Source organism: Marinomonas algarum (assembly GCF_020532605.1).
Classification (GTDB): domain Bacteria; phylum Pseudomonadota; class Gammaproteobacteria; order Pseudomonadales; family Marinomonadaceae; genus Marinomonas; species Marinomonas algarum.
In genome coordinates this window covers 56,030-76,288 of record NZ_JAJATW010000004.1, presented here as the reverse complement: position 1 = coordinate 76,288, position 20,259 = coordinate 56,030, and the positions used below count along the sequence as shown (strand labels likewise).

Below are 20,259 nucleotides of genomic sequence, written 5' to 3'. Positions count from 1 at the left end.
CCCTAAGCACTAGGTATGTAAGGTATCAGCCGAGATGAAGTTCCGGTTAACCAATTGCTCCAGTAAGTCTCGTGTTCGATCACGAAACCTATCACGCAGTAAGCGCATGGTAGGCGTGATCGACTGTCGGCTTGGGCTAATTAACCATAACTCTCCCTGTGCAATACGATAATCGGCCATGAGTGGCACCACTCGGCCTGCTAAAAGGTCTTGTGCAATATCGATTGCTGACTTAATCGCAACCCCCTTCCCTGCCACGCACCAGCGTCGGACTAGATCCCCATCATTCGCTGCGCAATAGGCTTTTGGCTTAACTTTATCGTGTCGCTCCCTCTGCGTTTCTGGGTCGTTTACAGAAAAATGCCAAGTATCATTAAGGATATTTTGCAGCTGATAAAATAAGCATTGATGATGTAACAGGTCTTTTGGCTGCTGCGGTGTGCCATACTTTATAAGGTACTCCGGACTGGCCACCAATAACCTAGGGACATTACAAATTTTAAAGCCATACATATTAGAATCGGACGGCGCACCATAACGCAGTGCCATGTCTAAGGCATCTCGATAAAAATCCACGTTACTGTCGCTGATGTGTGTCCTTAAGGTGACATTAGGATACTCTGTCATAAACTCGTCCACCCAAGGGATCGCTAAATTGCGTCCCAAATCGGATGATACTGCTAAACGAATCTCACCATGGATAACATCTAAATCGCTGTGAATGGTTTGTCTAGCCTGATCCAGCATGGAAACTGCGGCGGTACATTGCGGCAAATAACGTTCCCCTGCCGTGGACAAACGGAGGTGTCGTGTCGTACGCACGAATAACTCCACGCCTAGGGAAGCTTCTACTCGCTTCACAGCAGCACTTGCTGTCGCTACCTGCATGTCTAAATGCGTTGCAGCGGCCGTAATACTGCGAAATTCAGCGACTTTTAAGACTAATCGTAAATCCTCTATTTGCACTTTTTATCCCTATTTACATGAAAGTAATGATCAGTTTATCAAAAAAAATTTGATAATAATTCAACACAAAACCCATTCATCCGTGACGAACAAGCCTTTACTATGGCGACATTCTTATTGCTAAACCGCGTTCTTTTTTAATCACGTATTTTATGGAGCAAATTATGTCACACCCCATCCTAACTGAACTCAACCACCGTTATACGGCAAAACATTACGATGCCAGCAAACGTATCCCTCAAACAGACTTAGATATCATTTACGAAGCGATTCGCTTATCACCTTCTTCCATCAACTCACAGCCTTGGAAGATTTTAGTCATCGAAAGTGATGAAGCCAAACAGCGTTTTCACGATACCTTTAAAAACAAGTTTCAGTTCAATCAGAAGCACGCAAAAACAGCGTCCCATACGATTTTATTTGCGCACAAAACACACTATAGTCGTACCGATTACGAACATGTCATCGATACGGACATTGCATTGGGTCGCACACCCGCAGAAAACAAAGAACAAGCATTTGGCGCGTTCGCCTTTGTTGACATGAACACAAACGACGCCGGCAACAACGCCGCTTGGACAAAATCACAGGTTTATATTGCGTTAGGCAATACCATGAACGCCTTGGCACGCTTGAATATTGACTCTACCCCTATGGAAGGTATAGATCATGAATTGATTAGTGACGCCTTCCCAGAGTTAGAGGGCTACCAATGTGACGTGGCTTTGGCGATGGGCTATCACGATGCGGCTGAGGATTACAACGCGGCACTGCCAAAATCTCGCCTCTCAGTAGAACGTGTATTAACCGTACTATAAAAGAATCATTGACGTATCCTATTGGTTTATCGCTCACTAATAGGATACAAATTTCCTATAAAACACGACTGACAACACGCCCGCCTCTCTTCTTTCATAATGACGCTTTACCCTGTAACCTTGTTTACTTGATATTCATCACGCAAAATCCGATTAAATCTCAGACGCTATCAATTTCAAGTACTATTTTATTTCGCTTTTACCATGTTATTGATGTTACCAGGTGATAATGTAAAAGCGCTGCTTTGATGGACATAAGCAAACAATAAACATAAACAGGGAATAAAAGAGTATCTAATGACCCCTTCAACTTTGTATTTTTCTCCTTGCTTAATCCATTGCACCGATTCTTTGCATCATTTATTGATCGATGCGGGAACAAAGGTTCAATGGCAGCCCGTGGAGACACTGCAACAGGTACCTGTGTCCGCCATTGTTTTAATGGCCGCCGAAGAACTCAAAGAAGAAGAGTGGCCACAGCTGGGCGCGAGAAAAGCTCTGGTCATTGTTGATGATTGGACTCTTGAGTCCAGCCTAAACTGGATTCAACGAGGTGCCACAAACTGCTTTTCACAACAGGACCAGCACTTGGTCACTTGGCTCGCCGCAGAATTATCTCGCTTTAATTTGGGTAAAGCGCAACAGAGCGAAGACGATGTCTTACAAGTCATTATTGATGCCATCCCTACCCCTATTTTTTTCAAAGACCACCTGCATATCTATCGAGGTTGTAATCTTGCTTTTTGTAACGCGATTGGCTTTGCAAGAGAGAAAATAATAGGGCATTCCGTTTATGACATTTCCCCTAAAGCGTTGGCAGACAAATACTACGAAGCCGACTCAAAGTTGCTTTCTCAAGGGGGGACTCAGCGTTATGAGGCCAATGTCCAATTTTCAAACGGTTCGCTCCATGAAATTGAATTTAATAAAGCCGTGTTCACAAACGCCGATGGTCAAGCAATAGGACAGGTGGGCGTCATGCTCGACATTACCGAACGCAACCAACTGATGCGCCAACTTGATACATCCACTCGTACCGACCCACTAACCCACTTAAAAAATAGACGTGCTTTTAACACCGACATTCACCATAGCTTTGAGCAACTTAAACAGAAACAACAAACGCTCAGCTTAATGACATTGGACATCGATTTCTTTAAATCCATTAATGATCGTTTTGGTCACAGTGGCGGCGATCAGGCACTGCAGCTTGTTGCTCAATGGATGACAGAGCAAATACGCGCAACAGATAATTTATATCGTGTTGGCGGAGAAGAGTTTTACATTCTTATGCACAACACCAATATCTCTATGGCTCGCACATTAGCTGAACGGATTTGCAAAGACACCTCAGTGCGCCTGTTTACCATCAAAGAGCAAGACATTCACATCACCCTATCCATTGGCGTAACAGAAATAAATCCAACTGTTGACCTCGATAGCACGCTTGAAATGGTCGATAAAGCCCTCTACGAAGCCAAAGCCGATGGCCGCAACTGTGTCCGTTGTGTGTTTGAGTAGCGCTTTCTTCATTTTTCTCGTTTTTTAACATTTTTCAAAAAAACCCAAAAAAATAAACAGTAACGGGAACGATTTTTATTAGTGTTTGTCTGCCTATGACAGCATTCGTAAAAACGAGTGACCAATATCTTTTACTCAATAAAAAATAGGTAGCTTATTATGAAACGAACTTCCGCTCTTGTTGCCCTTATCGGCTCTTCTTCTCTATTGGCACTGACCAGCGCTTCCGCCATTGCCAGTGGTGAAGTGAATGTATATTCCGCTCGTAACGAAGCCCTTATTGCACCATTGCTAGACACTTTCTCTAAAGAAAACGATGTCAAAGTAAACCTTATTACGGGTAAAGCAGATGCATTACTAAGCCGTCTACAGTCAGAAGGCGATGCCAGCCCTGCCGATGTGTTTATTACTGTTGACGCCGGTCGTCTTTACCGTGCTAAAGAAGCAGGTGTTTTACAACCTTTTGAAACAAAACAGTTAAATAAGGTCGTACCTGAGCACCTAAAAGATCGTGAAGGTTACTGGTACGGTTTGTCACAACGTTCTCGCGTCATTTTCTACAACCCAGAAAACGTTAACGCTGCACAATTGTCCACATACGAAGACCTAGCTGATCCTAAGTGGAAAGGAAAAATCTGTATCCGTTCATCGAGTAATATCTACAACCAGTCTCTTGTCGCCTCTATGATTGATGCACACGGTGAAGCCAAAACACTGGATTGGGCGAAAGGCCTTGTGGCTAACTTTGCACGTCCACCAGCAGGGGGTGATACGGATCAAATCAAAGCGGTTGCAGCAGGGGTTTGTGATGTTGCTGTTGCCAATACTTACTACTTTGGTCGTTTGGGTCTAAGCAAACAATCCTCTGACCGCGCCATCTTCGATAAATTGGCGATGCACTGGCCAAACCAAGCAAGCAACCAACGTGGTGCTCACGTAAACGTCAGTGGTATTGGTATCACAGCGTCCTCGCAAAACATCGACAACGCGAAAAAACTGATCGATTTCTTGACCAATGATCAAAGCCAAACTTGGTACGCCAACGTGAACAACGAATACGCTGTGGTTGACGGCATTGCCCCACCAAAAAGCTTAGCAAAATTTGGTGAATTTAAAGCCGACACGGTGTCTTTGAGTGTATTGGGTGAAAACAACCGTAAAGCGGTTGAGTTGATGGATAAGGCTGGCTGGAAATAAGCGACCGCTCGCTTATTAAAAGGTAAGTACCAGCAATGCGTCGTAACATGCCAACACAACATGTCTCTGTTGTCACTGGTGTGTTACGGCTCTTTGATCAGATCCCAAAATGCATTGACCAAGGGGTTTTTAAGGTTTTTCTTTAACGTAATCAGACCAATATCGTAAGGCGCTAACTCAGGCTTAACGGCCAAAATTTGCACTCGGTCTTTTAATGGACTGTTGTCCAAGACGATCTTCGGCACCACACCAATCCCAAAACCCAAACTGACCATACTCACAATGGCTTCATTGCCTGTGACTTGGGCATAAATACGCGGCGTCATGCTGTGTTGTTGGAACCACTCGTCCACACGCGTTCTCGACACGCCACTCTCAGACAAAATCATTGGAATGTTTGCCCAATCAGCCGCCATAGCAGGCACCCCATTCGGCACGTGCGGAACTTGTTGATCCAAGGGCGCAATAAATAATAAGGGGGACACTGCGATTGGCTTAAACGCCACACCGCGAGGAAACTTGGCGGGATGAGCCGCAATCGTAATGTCTTCCTTACCGTCCAATATGTGTGCAATGGCGTGTTCTGGGTCCCCTGTACGTAATTTGATTTCAATGGCTGGATAGGCAACCCGAAACCGTCGCAACAGGTCATATAAGAAACTGTAACTGGCCGTCACCGAACTGTACAAACTGATTTCACCGCTTAATTCATCGGAGTTATCCGTTAGTTCATGACGAATAGACTGCCACTGATGACAAGTATCACGAGCGTATTTAACAAACTTCTGCCCTTCTTGAGTCAGCATCACCGTACGGTTGTCGCGGCTAAACAATGCCACGCCGAGCTCTTCTTCTAAATGACGAATATTGCGCGACAAAGCGGAAATACTGATATTGCAATCGTCACTGGCACGACCAAAATGCAAGGTATCCGCTAACGCTAAAAACTGTTTTAACGATCGAGTGTTCATAAAAATGCCCCTCTACTGGCTGCTGTCCATGCTTTTCGCTTTTGATGTCTCTGACTCTTATAAAGACAATGCTCATCATAAAATAGTCTTGCATAAAATGGGACGTAATATTGCAAATATATCAATTCACGAAAGACCAAACTTTCTATACAGTGATGACACTTATGCAATGTACTCATCACTTTAGTACACTGCGTTACTCATTTTTAATGTTAACCAGCCCAGCGGGTTAATACTGTAATCATAATAATTAGGATGTGTTTATCATGGCTAACTACTTCAATACCCTGCCGCTACGCGAGCAATTGGCTCAACTAGCAAAATGTCGTTTCATGGACATCTCAGAATTTGCTGACGGCGTAGAAGCCCTTAAAGGCAAAAAAATGGTCGTGATCGGCTGTGGTGCTCAAGGTCTTAACCAAGGCTTGAACCTACGCGACAGTGGTTTGGATGTATCTTACGCTTTGCGTCCTGAAGCCATCGCACAAAAACGTCAATCTTGGAAAAACGCCACAGAAAACGGTTTCGTTGTGGGTACTTACGAAGAATTGATTCCAACCGCTGACGTGGTACTTAACCTAACACCCGATAAGCAACACACTCCTGTTGTGACTGCGGTTATGCCTCTGATGAAAGAAGGCGCTTGCCTATCTTACTCTCACGGCTTCAACATCGTAGAAGAAGGCATGCAGATCCGCGAAGACCTTACTGTCATCATGGTTGCGCCTAAGTGCCCAGGTTCTGAAGTACGTGCAGAATACGTACGTGGTTTTGGTGTGCCAACATTGATCGCGGTTCACGAAGACAACGACCCTCAAGGCGAAGGTCTTGCCCTAGCAAAAGCTTACGCGGTAGGCACAGGCGGTCACAAAGCCGGTGTTCTAATGTCTTCTTTCATCGCCGAAGTAAAATCCGACCTAATGGGTGAGCAAACGATCCTATGTGGTATGTTGCAAACCGGTTCTATCCTTTGTTTCGACAAAATGGTTGAAGAAGGTGTTGATGCTGGCTACGCCTCTCGCTTGATCCAGTTCGGTTGGGAAACTATCACGGAAGCCTTGAAATACGGCGGCGTGACCAACATGCTAGATCGTCTTTCTAACCCTGCAAAAATCAAAGCGTTTGATCTAGCAGAAGAATTGAAAGTCATTATGCGTCCTTTGTACAACAAGCACCAAGATGACATCATCGACGGCACCTTCTCTCGCGTAATGATGGAAGACTGGGCGAACGATGACAAAAACTTGCTGCAATGGCGTGCAGACACCGCAGAAACCAACTTCGAAAAAACCCCAGCGGGCGACGTTGAGATCTCTGAACAAGAGTTCTTCGATAACGGCATCTTGATGGTCGCTATGGTAAAAGCCGGTGTTGAACTTGCGTTTGAAACCATGACAGCGGCTGGCATCATCGCAGAGTCTGCTTACTACGAGTCTCTACACGAAACACCGCTAATCGCAAACACCATTGCTCGTAAGAAACTTTACGAAATGAACGCGACTATCTCTGATACAGCAGAATACGGTTGTTACCTATACAACCATGCCTGTGTTCCTCTATTGGCTGACTTCATGAAAGACATCAAAACTGACGTGATCGGTAAAGGTCTTACTGAAGACGACAATGGCGTAGACAACGCACGTTTGATCGAAGTGAACGCAGCTTTGCGCGCTCACCCAGTAGAAGCGATTGGTTCTGTACTTCGCGGTCACATGGCTGACATGAAGAAAATCGTTTAATACGATTATTGAATCTTTAAACCTTACAAAAGCCGAGCTTTCCGTTATAGAAACCTCGGCTTTTCTGTCTCTATTTACTAGGAACCTCCCATGGACGCTGCTGTTCGTTTACACAACCTAACCGTTAATTTTGATGATCGTTTCACACTTAATGATATACATTGGACGCTTGAACCCAATCAACACTGGGTCATTACGGGGACAAACGGCTCGGGGAAATCGGCTCTCGCTGCCGTCTTAGCAGGTGTCGGTAAGATTGAGGCAGGCGACGTTTTGGGGTTACCTAAAAAAGTTGGCTTGGTATCGTTTGAAGCACAAGCAGAATTGATTGCTCAAGAGTTAAAAAAAGACGACGCTGACATCATGGATGTTATCTCCGTCGGCACGCCTGTGCATGAAATGATTTTTGAATACTGCGTGGACACAGAACTGGCGCGTGACCTGGTCGAGAAATTTGGCCTAACCGGGTTATTAGATCGAGCCTTTCGCAAGCTCTCCACCGGGGAAACGCGAAAAGTCATGTTGATTCGTGCACTGGCGAACGAACCAGACTTGCTGATTTTAGACGAACCCTTTGATGGTTTAGACGCGGCCACATTGACCATGCTGCAAAACCATCTTGCTGGTTTAGTGACAACAACGCCCATGGTATTGGTATTAAACCGCTTTGATGAAATGCCCGATTTTATCACCCATGTGGCTTATATGAGTGAAGGCAGACTGGCTCATGCTATTGATAAGCAAGACCCACACGCTTACCAAGAGCTGTATCAACTCTTGCACTTGAAAACCACTCACTTAAACATTCCACCCGCCGACAACAGCAACGCTTTGCCAACGCTTGATCCTAAGCATCCTCTTGTTAAACTTCACCAAGCAACAATTAAATACGGTGATACCATCATCGTTGATAAACTCGATTGGACCATAGAGCAAGGTCAACATTGGCAACTCAGTGGTCCCAATGGCAGCGGCAAAACCGGTGTTTTATCACTGATCACCGGTGACCACCCACAATGTTATACCAATGATATTTTTGTCTTTGGTTTTCAACGTGGCAATGGAGAGAGCATCTGGCAAATCAAACAATTCATTGGTTATGTCTCCACTTCATTGCAATGGGAATATCGTGTCAGTACCAGTTGCCGCAACGTCATCCTCTCGGGTTTCTACGACAGCATTGGTATGTACAGCAAAGCCAACGACAACCAGAAGAAAATCGCTAACGAGTGGTTAGCCTTGTTAGGCATGACGCAGCGTGCCGACCAACCTTTCAATAAGTTGTCTTATGGCGACCAACGATTGCTACTGATCGCTCGCGCTATGGTAAAACATCCACCCTTATTGATTCTCGATGAGCCTTGCCTTGGTTTGGACGACATCAACCGTCAACTGGTGCTCGCTTTAATTGAAAAAATCTGTCAAGGCAAGCAGACCACGGTGCTCTATGTTAACCATCATGCGGAAGACCAAATTGCTGGCATCGAAAACTACTTGGGGCTGGTAAAAAATAGCTAGCGCCTTACTCACCTTATGAGCAGAAAACGCACCACACCCTAGCCCACAGCAATAATGTTTTTATCGACTTTGGGCTTTACCCACACCTTGAGAGCCACAATAAACGCAATCAACCAAGCGGTGGCCAAACCAAGAGTCAGACTGGCACTGACAGGGTGACTGGCAAAGGTCAGTAACTGAAAACTGAACACCGCTGCCACATAGGCAACCGATGTGCTCCATGCGACGATGACGATCGTCCACAGCAGGCCGCCTTCTTTCATCAGCGCGCCAATTGTCGCAGCACAAGGGGTATACAAGAGTACAAATACTAAATAAGAAAACGCGCCTTTCCAGCCATCAAACAACACCAACATCTGATAGCTCCCTGCCGTCAACGCCTGATTCTTGGCCTCCGTGACACTGGTCAAACCAAGAGGGTCGGTGAAAGTAGACACAGCGCCTGAAAGATTTTCACCTAACAAGGCCACCACACCCAGCAGATTACTCAAGGGCGACTCATACTCTATTAACGTATTTTCCGAGCTACTGCTGACATCTGCTCGGGCCATGTCAGTGTACAGCGTGTCCATCGTACCCACTACCGCTTCTTTGGCCAGCACTCCGGTAAACACTCCGACAGCCGCAGGCCAGTTGTCCTCACCCATGCCGATTGGTGAGAATATCGGTGTCATCATTTGCCCTATCTGAGCCAACGCAGACGGTTTCGCACCCTCTTCAGACGCTTTCCAAGAAGGGATGGCGTTCAAAATAGTTAATATGGCGGACACGAGCACAATGGTTTTCCCTGCACGTAACACAAAGCTACGCACTTTATGCCAACTCGATAACCCCACATTACTCCAGCGTGGACGGTGGTAATGAGGCATTTCCATTAACACACTGACCCGTACATCACGAAATAACTGCTTCCTAAAAATCCATGCCGTTCCAACCGCGACTAGAATGCCAAAGAGGTACAAGCCGAATACCAACAAACCACCCTTGTCCCGAAAGAACACCGACACAAACATCACGTACACCGCCAAACGTGCTCCACAGGACATAAAAGGCGCCATCGCCATAGTGAGCATACGCTGCTTTACATTGGTTAAACTGCGCGTTGCCATGATAGAAGGCACATTACAGCCAAAACCGAGCAACAAAGGAATAAATGCCTGACCTGGCAAACCGATAGACGACATAATGCGATCAACAATAAACGCCGCCCGTGCCATATAACCACTGTCTTCTAAAATACTGAGGCAAATATATAAAAAGCCGATGACCGGTATAAAGCTTGCCACCAACTGCACACCGCCCCCTAAGCCATTTGCTAATACGACAATCAAGCCATCCGGCACACCCAATTGCGTCATCCAATAACTAGGGAAGGTAACAAACCAATAACCGGCAAAAGTATCGATTGGATCAATAAATAAAGAGCCCACACCAATAGCGATGGCAAACATGGCGTACATAGCCAATAAAAAAATAGGGATGCCCAACCAAGGGTGGAGCACTATCTGATCGATTTTATCCGTAATATTCTTAGCCTGACTGCGGCCTGTGACCACTTGATGCAGCCACACGGAAATATCCCGTACCGGTGTCGGTTGTGACGCTTCCCTTTGTAGCAGTGTGTCCAACGCCGTTGGTAAACGATGAAATAAGGACAAAAGCGTCGCTTGTAACTCTGACATAGACTGTTGATAGCCATCCACGACAGGCACACCGATATTTTTTGATAAACGCGCAACGTCAGGCATTATATTTAACTTGCGTGCTAAATCCGTCATGGTCAAAACGATAACCATAGGACGACCTAGTGCCACCAGCTCTTGTGTGAGCTTTAGGTTACGCTTAAGGTTGGTTGCATCCACCACGTTTACAATCACGTCGTAATCTTCTTGGGTCAGAAACCGTCGCGCAATCGTTTCATCCATGCCACCCGTTTGATTATTAAGACTGTAAATACCAGGCAAATCCGTCATATCTACCCGTTCACTACCCCGAATAAAAACGCCGGTTTTACAATCTACGGTGACGCCTGCCCAGTTACCCACTTTTTGACGAGTACCGGCTAACTTATTGAATAGCGTAGTTTTTCCTGTGTTCGGATTACCAACTAAACTGATATGAAATGTCATGAGTGCCGCTGTCTCTTCTAAAGCAAGTCGCAAAGATACACATACTTTGCGTCATCAGAGTGCATGGCCACTAAGGTCGTGCCCACTTTGATTTGTAATGTGTGACCAAAGGGTGCCTTGGTCATAAGTTGTACGTTTTCGCCAGGATCAAACCCCAATGCCAACAACTGTCGTTGCATCTCTTCTTGCGGATGTGTGACCTCACGAATGACTGCGATCTGGTTTTTTTGTAACTCTGATAACACCATAACGTCTCCAGCAATGAACGCAGTAATCATTATCAATACAATATGTATGTGTATTATGACCTAAGTCACTCAAAGCCGACCAGAAGTAATAAAGAACAATCCAGCAAAAAACGAGACAAATACCGCCTTAATACGCCAAAAAGCAACGTCTTCTTGTCCTATAAATATTCCAAAAAGTTCTATTTAAAACCTTTGTAAGAACAAAAAGTTTGGTTTAACCTTCTTTTATCGTATTTATTTTTACTGCTTTTATTGAGGCCGCTATGACACTTACATCTCGTTCCATTAAATCTATTTTGGGCACCGTATTATTGAGCGGTGCAGTTCATGCCTCCGCTGCAGATCAAACTATCTTAAACACCTCTTACGACATTGCCCGTGAGTTGTTCGCTACGTACAACCCAACGTTTGAAAAACATTGGCAAGAAAAAACAGGCCAAACCATTGAAATCAGACAATCTCACGCGGGCTCGTCTAAGCAAGCCAATGCCATCATGAATGGTTTGTCTGCCGATGTAGTGACTTTTAACCAAGTCACCGACGTGCAGGTATTGCACGACAAAGCCAAAATGATTCCGGCGGATTGGAAAAAAGCCTTCCCAAATGACAGCTCACCTTATTACTCCACCACCGCGTTTTTGGTGCGTAAGGGCAACCCAAAAAACATTCAAAGCTGGGGCGATCTGGTCCGTGACGATGTGGCCTTGGTGTTCCCAAATCCAAAAACCTCTGGTAACGGTCGTTACACCTACCTAGCGGCGCAAGGTTACGCACAAAAAACCTTCGGCAAAGACCAAGCAACGGCGGTGGATGACTTCTTAAAAACGTTTTTGAAAAACGTCGCTGTGTTTGACACCGGTGGCCGTGGCGCAACGACGACGTTTGTTGAGCGTGGCATTGGCGACGTGCTGATCACCTTTGAGTCCGAAGTGAACAACATTCGTAACCAGTACAGCGCAGACGAGTATCAAGTGGTCGTACCAAAAACGTCTATCTTGGCGGAGTTCCCAGTGGCCGTGGTAGAGAAAAACGCCAAGCGTAACAACTCAGAAGCCGTGTCTCACGAGTACCTAAATTACCTGTACAGCGAAGCGTCTCAGCGTTTATTGGCCGGCTTTAATTACCGTGTACACAACGACGTGGTGAAAGCAGAATTCGCCGAGCAATTCCCAGAAGTGACTCTGCTTACCGTAGAAGAAATCGCTGGCGGCTGGCCAAAAGCTACCCAAGAGATCTTTAAAAACGGTGGCAAGTTAGATCAGTTACAGCGTCGCTAGGCTTTAACTTAGATGACTAAGCCGAGCACCCTTGTGTTCGGCTTTGCCGTTTTTACTCTTACCCAATTTTTTTCCTAATACAGAACACCACATACGCATAGGCAATCAGATGGCAACACAATTAAGCGCCGCCGACATTCGTCCTCGCCACAAACGCGTCCTTCCTGGACTAAGTTTGAGTCTGGGGACATCCCTGCTGTTTATCAGCTTGATTCTTTTGTTGCCCATGACGGGCTTGATCATGCAGTCAGTGGACATGGGATGGGAACGCTATTGGCAAGTCATCAGCGACGAGCGCGTGGTGGCCAGTTACAAGGTGACCTTATGGGCAGCCTTGATCGCCTCTTTGTTTAACGGCGTGTTTGGTTTGTTACTGGCGTGGGTGTTGGTACGTTATGACTTCTTTGGTCGCCGTGTTCTCGATGCCTTGGTGGATTTACCCTTTGCTCTGCCCACCGCGGTGGCGGGCATTACCTTGGCGACTCTGTACGCACAAAACGGCTGGTACGGCGACTTGCTGGCCAGCATCGGCATCAAGATCGCCTACACCCCTTGGGGCATTGTGCTCGCCATGGCGTTTACCAGTATTCCCTTTGTGGTGCGCACCGTACAGCCGGTATTAGAAGAATTGTCCCCTGAGGAAGAAGAAGCGGGCATGACCTTGGGTGCGTCGGATTGGTCGGTGTTTCGTCGGGTGATTTTCCCTGCATTGTGGCCAGCCTTAATGACCGGTATTGCTCTATCCTTTACGCGTAGCTTAGGCGAGTTTGGTGCGGTGATTTTTATCGCTGGCAACATGCCTTACGTGAGTGAAATCACTTCCTTAATGATTTTCGTCAGTTTACAGGAATTCGACTTTCCTGCCGCCAGTGCCATTGCCTCTGTGGTGTTGATGGCGTCGCTGATTCTGTTGTTCGCCATTAATATTTGGCAAGCACGCTATTTACGTCGTCTACATGGACGCAACTAGGTCGATTAGGAGCTCTTATGTCATCAAAAAAGCACACAGCCAGTCAACTTAGAGTCGGCGACCGCCCTTGGGTGAAACGGTCGTTAATCGGTCTGACCCTGTTTTTAACGACGATTCTTTTGGTCGTGCCACTGATTGCTATTTTTCAGCAAGCCTTTGTCAAAGGGGCGGGGCATTACTTTACTAGCTTATTAGAAGCGGACACATTGCATGCCATTGGTTTAACCCTTCTCGTTGCCGCACTGACTGTGCCGGTGAATTTGGTGTTTGGTGTCATGCTGGCGTGGTCAGTGACCCGTTTTGAATTCCCCGGTCGCAAGCTGTTAATGACCTTGATGGACATTCCCTTTGCCGTATCGCCGGTAGTCGCTGGTTTATTGTATTTGCTGCTCTATGGCAACAATGGCTGGATCGGCTCTTGGTTGTATGAGCAAGACATCCAACTGATGTTCGCTTGGCCAGGCATTGTTATGGTCACCGTGTTTGTTACCTGCCCTTTTGTGGCACGAGAATTAATTCCCTTGATGCAACAACAGGGCCGCGAAGACGAAGAAGCCGCGGTGATTTTAGGCGCATCGGGCTGGCAATTGTTCCGCCGCGTCACTCTGCCCAACATCAAGTGGGCGCTGATTTATGGGGTGATTTTGACCAACGCCCGCGCCGTCGGCGAGTTTGGTGCCGTGTCTGTGGTCTCCGGCAACATTCGTGGTGAAACCAACACCTTACCTTTGCATGTGCAATTGCAATACGAGGATTACCAAGCGGCAGCGGCCTTTGCTAGCGCCTCCTTGCTGGCACTGATCGCCCTACTGACGCTGCTATTTAAAGCCTTTATCGAATGGCGCCAAGAACGACAGGAAACGACCCTATGAGCATTTTGATCGAACATATTTCCAAAACTTTTGGCCAGTTTCAGGCCTTATCGCCACTCTCTTTGGACATTCAAGAAGGCGAAATGATCGGCTTGCTCGGTCCTTCTGGCTCTGGCAAAACCACCCTGTTACGCATTATTGCTGGCTTGGAAGGCGCCGACACTGGGCGAATCCAGTTTGGCGACCGCGACGTGACCAACTTGCACGTGCGCGATCGTCGAGTGGGTTTTGTGTTCCAAAACTACGCCTTGTTTCGTCATATGACCGTAGCCGACAACGTGGCCTTTGGTTTAGATGTGTTGCCCCGTAAAGAACGCCCTAGCCCAAGCGAAATCAAAAAACGTGTGATGCATTTACTCGACATGGTGCAGCTGGCGCATTTGGCAAATCGCTTCCCGTCGCAATTGTCTGGCGGTCAAAAACAACGTATCGCCTTGGCACGAGCCTTGGCGACACAACCGGAAGTCTTACTGCTCGACGAGCCCTTCGGCGCCCTTGATGCCAAGGTGCGCAAAGAATTACGCCGCTGGTTACGGGGATTACACGACGAACTGGGCTTCACCAGTGTGTTCGTGACCCATGATCAAGAAGAAGCCCTAGAGCTCTCAGATCGTGTCGTGGTGATGAGTAATGGCCATATCGAACAGGTCGATCAACCTGGAGCGCTGTACGCTTCGCCTAACAGTCGCTTTGTGTTTGATTTTTTGGGCAATGCCAACGTCTTTGAAGGCAAAATAGAAAACGGTCAATGGCGCAACGAGCAAGCACACATTGTCTTGCCAAAAGGCGCAGCCCAACAGAACGGTCAGTTGTATGTCCGTTCCCATGAGTTTACTGTCTCAGAAACAGCCACAGACCAGGCTAACCTTCCGTTAAAAGTCGTCGCCATCAACCCAATTGGTGCCGAAGTGCGGTTAGAATTGTCACCGGTCGGATGGCACAGTAAGGACATCTGGGAAATGGATTTACCCCATAAAGTCTTTGATAAAAAACCAGTTGAAAAAGGGCAAACGGTGTTTGTCACGCCCAAAGCAGGGTACTTTTTCGCTCAGGATGCCAAGCAAGCCGAGCCTTTACATTGGTAAAGGTTCGGACAATCTATCGACAACGAAAGCACTATAGACGCATCAGACTTTTAATGTGGCAAAACGCCGCACGCCCTAGGGCATCGGTGTTGTACCCACCTTCTAACACCGAGACGATTTTGCCACCACAATGACGATCGGCTATCGCCATCAGCTGATCGGTAATCCAAGTAAAATCCGACTCACTCAAACGCAATTGCGCCATCGGATCTTCTTTGTGCGCATCAAACCCCGCAGAAATCATAATCAGCTCAGGCTGGAACGCCTCTAATGCGGGAAATAACTGCTCTGTCATAATCGCCTGAAACGCGTCACTTCCCGAACCGGCTTCTAACGGCATGTGCAAAATATTGTCGTGGGATGCCCCAGGGTCACTGTAAGGGTAAAACGGATGCTGATAACTGGATGCGTACATGACCTTTTCATCCATTTTAAAAATATCTTCCGTGCCATTGCCATGGTGTGCGTCAAAATCCACGATAGCGACGCGCTGCAAACCGTATTGATGCAACGCATGACGCGTGCCCACGGCAATATTATTAAACAAACAAAACCCCATGGCCTTATCTTGTTCGGCATGATGCCCTGGTGGACGCACACCACAAAAAGCATTGTCCATCTCACCGGACATCACCACATCCACCGCCCGTACCACCGCACCCGCCGCGTGTAAGGCCGCATCTAATGTTTGCGGCATCATCAGCGTTTCTGGCTCTAGCTCAATGTGACCCGCGTCAGGAGCACGTGCGTACATAGAATCAACATAGTGCGCATCGTGTGTTTGTAGAAGTTGCTCCCGTGTTGCGGGCTCCGCGTCGATACGACGTAGAAAATCCATAAGGTGCCCCATAATCAGGCGATTTTGAATCGCCCCAAGACGCTGTGGCGATTCTGGGTGGTCATCCCCCATATTGTGGAGGTCACAAGAGGTGTGTGTGATGTAGGCGGTGGTCATTTTTTGTTCCAATGGGGTTCTTATTATGGATCCTTCATTGTTTTGTATCAGGCCACAGTTCATTAGGACAATCTACCCTACGATGGTCTACCATGTGTTCTTTTTAATCTATGCTATTGTCATGCATCCTTATTGTGCATCAGGAGAACGACCGTGAGTCAACATGCCTTGCAATCCCTACTTGCTCCCCAATCCCTCGTGGTGCTGACCGGTGACGATGCTCATGACCCGCTTATGTTGGCACTGGTAAAAGCGTTATCAAACGCCCAAAAGCCTTGTCCCGTTACCTTGTGCGGTGTAATACCAGCAGAGTTAGCGACCCCATCTGCAAAGGGGTTCGCGCAAGTTAAACACTTAAGCCAATTAGACAAACGTCCAGATTTAGCCGTATTAGTTGGTGATCATGAGTCGCAATCCATGGCAGACATTATTCGCGACTGCGGTGCCGCAGAGATAGAATCCCTGTTGATGTTGTCGTGGACCAGCGAACCACCAGAACACTTGGTTGAACTGCTGCGCCAGCACAATGTACGTCTACTCGGGCCAAACAGCTTTGGTATTTGCCGCCCTAAACACGGTGTGTTTGCATGGCTTGGACTGGCTCAGCCGTTACCAGGACGTCTGGCGCTCATGTCACAATCAGGGACGGTCGCCAGTGCCTTGGTGGACTGGGCGACGTGGCAAGGTATTGGGTTTTCTCAGGTTGTGGCAATGGGCAGCCCAGTGGATGTAATGCCCTCACAGGTATTGGATTACCTGTCCAATGATTTTGATAGCCAAGCCATTTTGATGTATCTGCAGAAAATTGGTCGCCCAACACGCTTTCTCAGCAGTTTACGCGCCACAGGGCGCAATAAACCCGTTGCGGTGGTCACCGAACACGCCATGGGCGCCGATGAACGCGTACTGGATGCCGCCCTGAGTCGAACCGGCGCGGTACGTGGCCGACGCTTAAACGACCTCATTGCCGCCGCTTCCGTGATGACTAACGCCCGTCGTATCAAAGACGGCTCCCTGCTGATTATAGGGAACGGGGCGGGACCAGGAGAGCTGGCCGCCCAACGAGCCACACAACTTAATATTGATTTGCTCAACCCAGAAGGCGAACTGCGCAATAAACTCGAAACCACCATGGCAGGGCGTGGTGGTGTTGGACCTGTTACGACCGTATGGGCAACCTGTACGACGGATCTGTACATTGATTTGGCCGCTGATGCGCTGAGCAGTCCAGAGTGCGGCGCGGTGTTGTTGACCCTAAGCCCTACAGCATTGATCGACATTGGCTCACTGTACAACCTGATCACCAAACTGCATCGCACCCAGAAAAAACTGGTGATGGTGTGTTTACTCGGTGGCGACAACATGACCAATATGCGCACTCGCATCAATGAAGCCGGCATTCCTACCTCACGGACACCAGAAACCGCCATTGAAGGCTTTCAATTTTTAGTACGCTTTCAACGCAACCAACTGCTGGCAAAGCAGTACGCTGACAGCCATGCCTTTCGTTTTAAAATCGATGTTGCCCAAGCAACACAAACCTTGGCCACGCTCTATAAAGAAGGCCAAATAACCCCGCAAATTGACGCTTTAAAAGAGGTGTTCGAATTATTCCAAATTCGTATCATCACCCGTCGACAAGCCAGCCACCAGCTGTTTGCACCGATTCATTTGCGCGTTTTTCAGGATGCCGTATTCGGCCCTGCCATTGGCTTGTCATTAGAGGGTGCCCAACAACACACCGCCTTTGAAGCCGTGGCTTTACCGCCTCTTAACACCATACTGGCGAAGGATTTAATTCAACGCGCCTTCCCTGGAGAAACCTCATTTGAGCTCGAAAGTCTGTTGCGAAACTTATCCACTATGGTGTGTGAACTGCCTGAAATCGAACACTTAGAACTGGCTGATGTACGTGTCCACGAAAGCGGCAGCGTCTATGCGGACGTCACCGCTCGCCTGCGTCAATGCAAAAACTGGCGTCGCTATGAACACCTATCGATTCACCCTTACCCTCGTCAATGGGTCTCCGAACGTACGCTTAAAAATGGCGAAGTAGCGACGGTACGCCCTGTTTTACCTAGGGATTCGGATATTTTGGCCGATTTTGTTCGTGGCATGTCCCATGAAACCCGTTACTTCCGCTTTATTTCAAACATCGAAGAACTTACGCCCCGTATGCTGTCGAGCATGTCGCACATCGACTATGATCGTGAAATGGCACTGCTGGCCATTATCAACAAAGAAGACAAAAATATCCTCATTGGCACCGCACGCTATGTGGATAACTTCGATGATCAAAGCTGTGAGTTTGCCGTTGTATTAGGAGATGAATATCAAGGATTAGGTTTAGCCTCTTATATGATGCGACAACTGTTTTTGGTCGCCGCAGACAAAGGCATCAAATGGATGAAAGGCGTGGTGTTGGCAGAAAACAAACACATGATCGATTTTTGCCGTTATTTAGGCTTCAGTATTAAGCGTGATGAAGATGACTTTGGGCAGGTCATTGCCACGATTAAATTAACGCCTAGTCTGCTTGAGAAATGCCGAGACGCCTAGTTAGGTCACGACCCTGTAGGAGTCGGTCAGAACGGCACACCCTAGACTAGGTTATCAGGCCCAAAAGAAAATGGCAGTAACGCTTCCATGGTGAGGGTTTTGCGCACGCCCTTTTCGTCACAGATATGAATCTCCGTATCGGCACGGGAAAATTCACGGATTTTCTGCCGACAACCGCCACAAGGCGTCACCAACAGATCCCCTTTGCCCATGACATAAATGTGTTTGATTTGCGTGTCGCCGCCCATCACCATAGCAGCGATTGCGCCCGCTTCTGCACAAGTGCCTTCTGGGTAAGCGGCGTTTTCCACGTTGCAACCGGCGTAGATTTCACCGGAGTGTGCTTCAATTGCCGCCCCGACAGGAAAGCGAGAATAAGGCACATAGGCCCTATTCATCGCAGCAGTCGCCAGCTCAAACAGCTTACTGTTTAATGCATCAGGGTTATCCGCCATATTAAGCTCGCTCTTTGACATAAGGTCGACCGATGGCTTTTGGCCCGACCGCTTTGCCGATAAACCCAGCCAGTAACAAGACGGTTAACACATAAGGTAAGACTTCGATTGCTTGCACGGGCACTTCACCAATACCAGGAATGACCACACCTTGCATACGAATCGCCACCGCATCAAGAAAGCCAAATAACAAACAAGCAAACAACACAGGCACCGGACGCCATTTACCAAAGATCAACGCGGCCAACGCCATATAGCCTTTACCTGCGCTCATGTCTTTTAAGAAACCCGCATTGTGCGCAGTCGATAAATACGCCCCGGCAAGGCCACATAAAATGCCACATACAATCAAGGCGCGGTAACGAATAAACGCCACCGAAATACCGGCGGTGTCTACCGCATGAGGGTTTTCACCCACAGCACGAAGACGCAAACCAAAGCGTGTTTTGTACACGACCCAATACGTCACGGGCACCATCAAAAATGCTAAGTACACCAGAATATTGTGGCCGCTCAGCATATCTGAATAAATTAACCCCAGTACAGGCACATCGCGTAATGCTTCTGCAAAAGGGAAAGTAATTTCCATAAAGCGCGCATCACCCGACAGCGCAGGTGTCTGACCGCCCATACCAAACCAATGCATCGACAAAGTAACAGTCAGACCTGCCACTATGGTATTGATCGCCACACCAGACACAATGTGATCACCACGGTGAGTAATACAGGCAAAGCCATGGATCATCGCCAAGGAGACAGACGTCAAAATACCAAAAATCAAGCCAACCCAAGCCGAACCAAACACCGCCGCAGCCGCAGCAGCAGCAAAGGCACTGCCTAGGATTTTTCCTTCTAAACCAATATCAACAATGCCTGCACGTTCTGAGTACAAGCCCGCTAAAGCCGCAAAAAGTAACGGCGTAGACACACGCATGGTCGCGTCTAACATGAGTATCAATGTTTCAAACATAGTATTCCC

Annotated in this window: 17 protein-coding genes; 10 read left to right on the top strand and 7 right to left on the bottom strand. The window is 47.5% G+C overall.

Translation table 11 applies throughout. From position 1 onward, the window contains the following. Positions 1 to 9 precede the first annotated feature (9 nt). On the bottom strand, positions 10 to 966 hold the full coding sequence (locus tag LG368_RS04475; RefSeq protein ID WP_226753535.1) for a LysR family transcriptional regulator: 957 nt from the start codon (positions 964 to 966) through the stop codon (positions 10 to 12). A 164-nt stretch (positions 967 to 1,130) separates the two neighbouring features. Here LG368_RS04475 and LG368_RS04470 point away from each other — a divergent pair, with 164 nt between their 5' ends. The 3 genes from LG368_RS04470 (at position 1,131) to LG368_RS04460 (ending at position 4,502) form a co-directional block, all read left to right on the top strand. Continuing rightward, a complete protein-coding gene (locus LG368_RS04470) occupies positions 1,131 to 1,784 on the top strand; it encodes a nitroreductase family protein (protein WP_226753534.1) in 654 nt (217 codons plus the stop codon). 297 nt (positions 1,785 to 2,081) lie between these two features. Then, positions 2,082 to 3,305 (top strand): GGDEF domain-containing protein, encoded by a 1,224-nt coding sequence (locus LG368_RS04465; RefSeq protein WP_226753533.1) that lies wholly within the window; start codon positions 2,082 to 2,084, stop codon positions 3,303 to 3,305. Between the two features lie 159 nt (positions 3,306 to 3,464). Beyond that, positions 3,465 to 4,502, top strand: a complete 1,038-nt coding sequence (locus LG368_RS04460; RefSeq protein WP_226753532.1) for a Fe(3+) ABC transporter substrate-binding protein — start codon at positions 3,465 to 3,467, stop codon at positions 4,500 to 4,502. A gap of 83 nt (positions 4,503 to 4,585) precedes the next feature. Here the strand turns inward: LG368_RS04460 and ilvY are convergent, their stop codons facing one another. Then, the gene (ilvY, locus tag LG368_RS04455; protein ID WP_226753531.1) at positions 4,586 to 5,473 is read right to left on the bottom strand and encodes an HTH-type transcriptional activator IlvY; all 888 of its coding nucleotides are present in this window, start codon (positions 5,471 to 5,473) and stop codon (positions 4,586 to 4,588) included. Between the two features lie 266 nt (positions 5,474 to 5,739). On the opposite strand from ilvY, the gene ilvC reads away from it, so the two are divergent. Next, positions 5,740 to 7,212 (top strand): ketol-acid reductoisomerase, encoded by a 1,473-nt coding sequence (gene ilvC / locus LG368_RS04450; RefSeq protein WP_226753530.1) that lies wholly within the window; start codon positions 5,740 to 5,742, stop codon positions 7,210 to 7,212. A gap of 90 nt (positions 7,213 to 7,302) precedes the next feature. Beyond that, positions 7,303 to 8,730 carry a molybdate ABC transporter ATP-binding protein ModF gene (gene modF / locus LG368_RS04445; RefSeq protein ID WP_226753529.1) on the top strand — a complete coding sequence of 476 codons (1,428 nt, stop codon included), beginning with the start codon at positions 7,303 to 7,305 and terminating at the stop codon, positions 8,728 to 8,730. Positions 8,731 to 8,768: 38 nt separating this feature from the next. Here modF and feoB read toward each other — a convergent pair whose 3' ends face one another. Next, entirely contained in the window at positions 8,769 to 10,859 is a 2,091-nt protein-coding gene (feoB, locus tag LG368_RS04440) for a ferrous iron transport protein B (RefSeq protein ID WP_226753528.1), read from the bottom strand. Between the two features lie 17 nt (positions 10,860 to 10,876). Next, a complete protein-coding gene (locus LG368_RS04435; protein WP_226753527.1) occupies positions 10,877 to 11,137 on the bottom strand; it encodes a FeoA family protein in 261 nt (86 codons plus the stop codon). Positions 11,138 to 11,370: 233 nt separating this feature from the next. On the opposite strand from LG368_RS04435, the gene cysP reads away from it, so the two are divergent. The 4 genes from cysP to LG368_RS04415 all read left to right on the top strand — a co-directional run bounded on the left by cysP (position 11,371) and on the right by LG368_RS04415 (position 15,311). Then, a complete protein-coding gene (gene cysP, locus LG368_RS04430; RefSeq protein ID WP_226753526.1) occupies positions 11,371 to 12,384 on the top strand; it encodes a thiosulfate ABC transporter substrate-binding protein CysP in 1,014 nt (337 codons plus the stop codon). A 109-nt stretch (positions 12,385 to 12,493) separates the two neighbouring features. Beyond that, positions 12,494 to 13,354, top strand: coding sequence for a sulfate/thiosulfate ABC transporter permease CysT (gene cysT, locus LG368_RS04425; RefSeq protein ID WP_226753525.1), 861 nt, complete (start codon positions 12,494 to 12,496; stop codon positions 13,352 to 13,354). Between the two features lie 17 nt (positions 13,355 to 13,371). Then, positions 13,372 to 14,226 carry a sulfate ABC transporter permease subunit CysW gene (gene cysW, locus LG368_RS04420; RefSeq protein WP_226753524.1) on the top strand — a complete coding sequence of 285 codons (855 nt, stop codon included), beginning with the start codon at positions 13,372 to 13,374 and terminating at the stop codon, positions 14,224 to 14,226. Then, positions 14,223 to 15,311, top strand: coding sequence for a sulfate/molybdate ABC transporter ATP-binding protein (locus LG368_RS04415; protein WP_226753523.1), 1,089 nt, complete (start codon positions 14,223 to 14,225; stop codon positions 15,309 to 15,311). Before cysW ends, LG368_RS04415 begins: the two co-directional genes overlap by 4 nt. Positions 15,312 to 15,342: 31 nt before the next feature. On the opposite strand, the gene LG368_RS04410 is transcribed toward LG368_RS04415, so the two are convergent. Further along, the gene (locus LG368_RS04410) at positions 15,343 to 16,266 is read right to left on the bottom strand and encodes a histone deacetylase family protein (RefSeq protein ID WP_226753522.1); all 924 of its coding nucleotides are present in this window, start codon (positions 16,264 to 16,266) and stop codon (positions 15,343 to 15,345) included. A 153-nt stretch (positions 16,267 to 16,419) separates the two neighbouring features. Between LG368_RS04410 and LG368_RS04405 the strand changes: the two genes are divergently transcribed. After that, the gene (locus tag LG368_RS04405; protein WP_226753521.1) at positions 16,420 to 18,825 is read left to right on the top strand and encodes a bifunctional acetate--CoA ligase family protein/GNAT family N-acetyltransferase; all 2,406 of its coding nucleotides are present in this window, start codon (positions 16,420 to 16,422) and stop codon (positions 18,823 to 18,825) included. A gap of 41 nt (positions 18,826 to 18,866) precedes the next feature. On the opposite strand, the gene cdd is transcribed toward LG368_RS04405, so the two are convergent. Together cdd and LG368_RS04395 are read right to left on the bottom strand one after the other, a co-directional pair. Further along, positions 18,867 to 19,301 carry a cytidine deaminase gene (gene cdd / locus LG368_RS04400; protein ID WP_226753520.1) on the bottom strand — a complete coding sequence of 145 codons (435 nt, stop codon included), beginning with the start codon at positions 19,299 to 19,301 and terminating at the stop codon, positions 18,867 to 18,869. Then, positions 19,282 to 20,250, bottom strand: coding sequence for an ABC transporter permease (locus LG368_RS04395; RefSeq protein WP_226753519.1), 969 nt, complete (start codon positions 20,248 to 20,250; stop codon positions 19,282 to 19,284). Before LG368_RS04395 ends, cdd begins: the two co-directional genes overlap by 20 nt. Positions 20,251 to 20,259 lie beyond the last annotated feature (9 nt).

Bases quoted from the DNA above. Each gene is read 5' to 3' on its own strand.
- ilvC (WP_226753530.1), top strand. From the start codon at position 5,740: ATGGCTAACTACTTCAATACCCTGCCGCTACGCGAGCAATTGGCTCAA.
- LG368_RS04410 (WP_226753522.1), bottom strand. From the start codon at position 16,266: ATGACCACCGCCTACATCACACACACCTCTTGTGACCTCCACAATATG.
- LG368_RS04465 (WP_226753533.1), top strand. From the start codon at position 2,082: ATGACCCCTTCAACTTTGTATTTTTCTCCTTGCTTAATCCATTGCACC.
- cysT (WP_226753525.1), top strand. From the start codon at position 12,494: ATGGCAACACAATTAAGCGCCGCCGACATTCGTCCTCGCCACAAACGC.
- modF (WP_226753529.1), top strand. From the start codon at position 7,303: ATGGACGCTGCTGTTCGTTTACACAACCTAACCGTTAATTTTGATGAT.
- cysP (WP_226753526.1), top strand. From the start codon at position 11,371: ATGACACTTACATCTCGTTCCATTAAATCTATTTTGGGCACCGTATTA.
- LG368_RS04415 (WP_226753523.1), top strand. From the start codon at position 14,223: ATGAGCATTTTGATCGAACATATTTCCAAAACTTTTGGCCAGTTTCAG.
- LG368_RS04460 (WP_226753532.1), top strand. From the start codon at position 3,465: ATGAAACGAACTTCCGCTCTTGTTGCCCTTATCGGCTCTTCTTCTCTA.
- ilvY (WP_226753531.1), bottom strand. From the start codon at position 5,473: ATGAACACTCGATCGTTAAAACAGTTTTTAGCGTTAGCGGATACCTTG.
- LG368_RS04395 (WP_226753519.1), bottom strand. From the start codon at position 20,250: ATGTTTGAAACATTGATACTCATGTTAGACGCGACCATGCGTGTGTCT.
- feoB (WP_226753528.1), bottom strand. From the start codon at position 10,859: ATGACATTTCATATCAGTTTAGTTGGTAATCCGAACACAGGAAAAACT.
- LG368_RS04435 (WP_226753527.1), bottom strand. From the start codon at position 11,137: ATGATTACTGCGTTCATTGCTGGAGACGTTATGGTGTTATCAGAGTTA.
- cysW (WP_226753524.1), top strand. From the start codon at position 13,372: ATGTCATCAAAAAAGCACACAGCCAGTCAACTTAGAGTCGGCGACCGC.
- cdd (WP_226753520.1), bottom strand. From the start codon at position 19,301: ATGTCAAAGAGCGAGCTTAATATGGCGGATAACCCTGATGCATTAAAC.
- LG368_RS04470 (WP_226753534.1), top strand. From the start codon at position 1,131: ATGTCACACCCCATCCTAACTGAACTCAACCACCGTTATACGGCAAAA.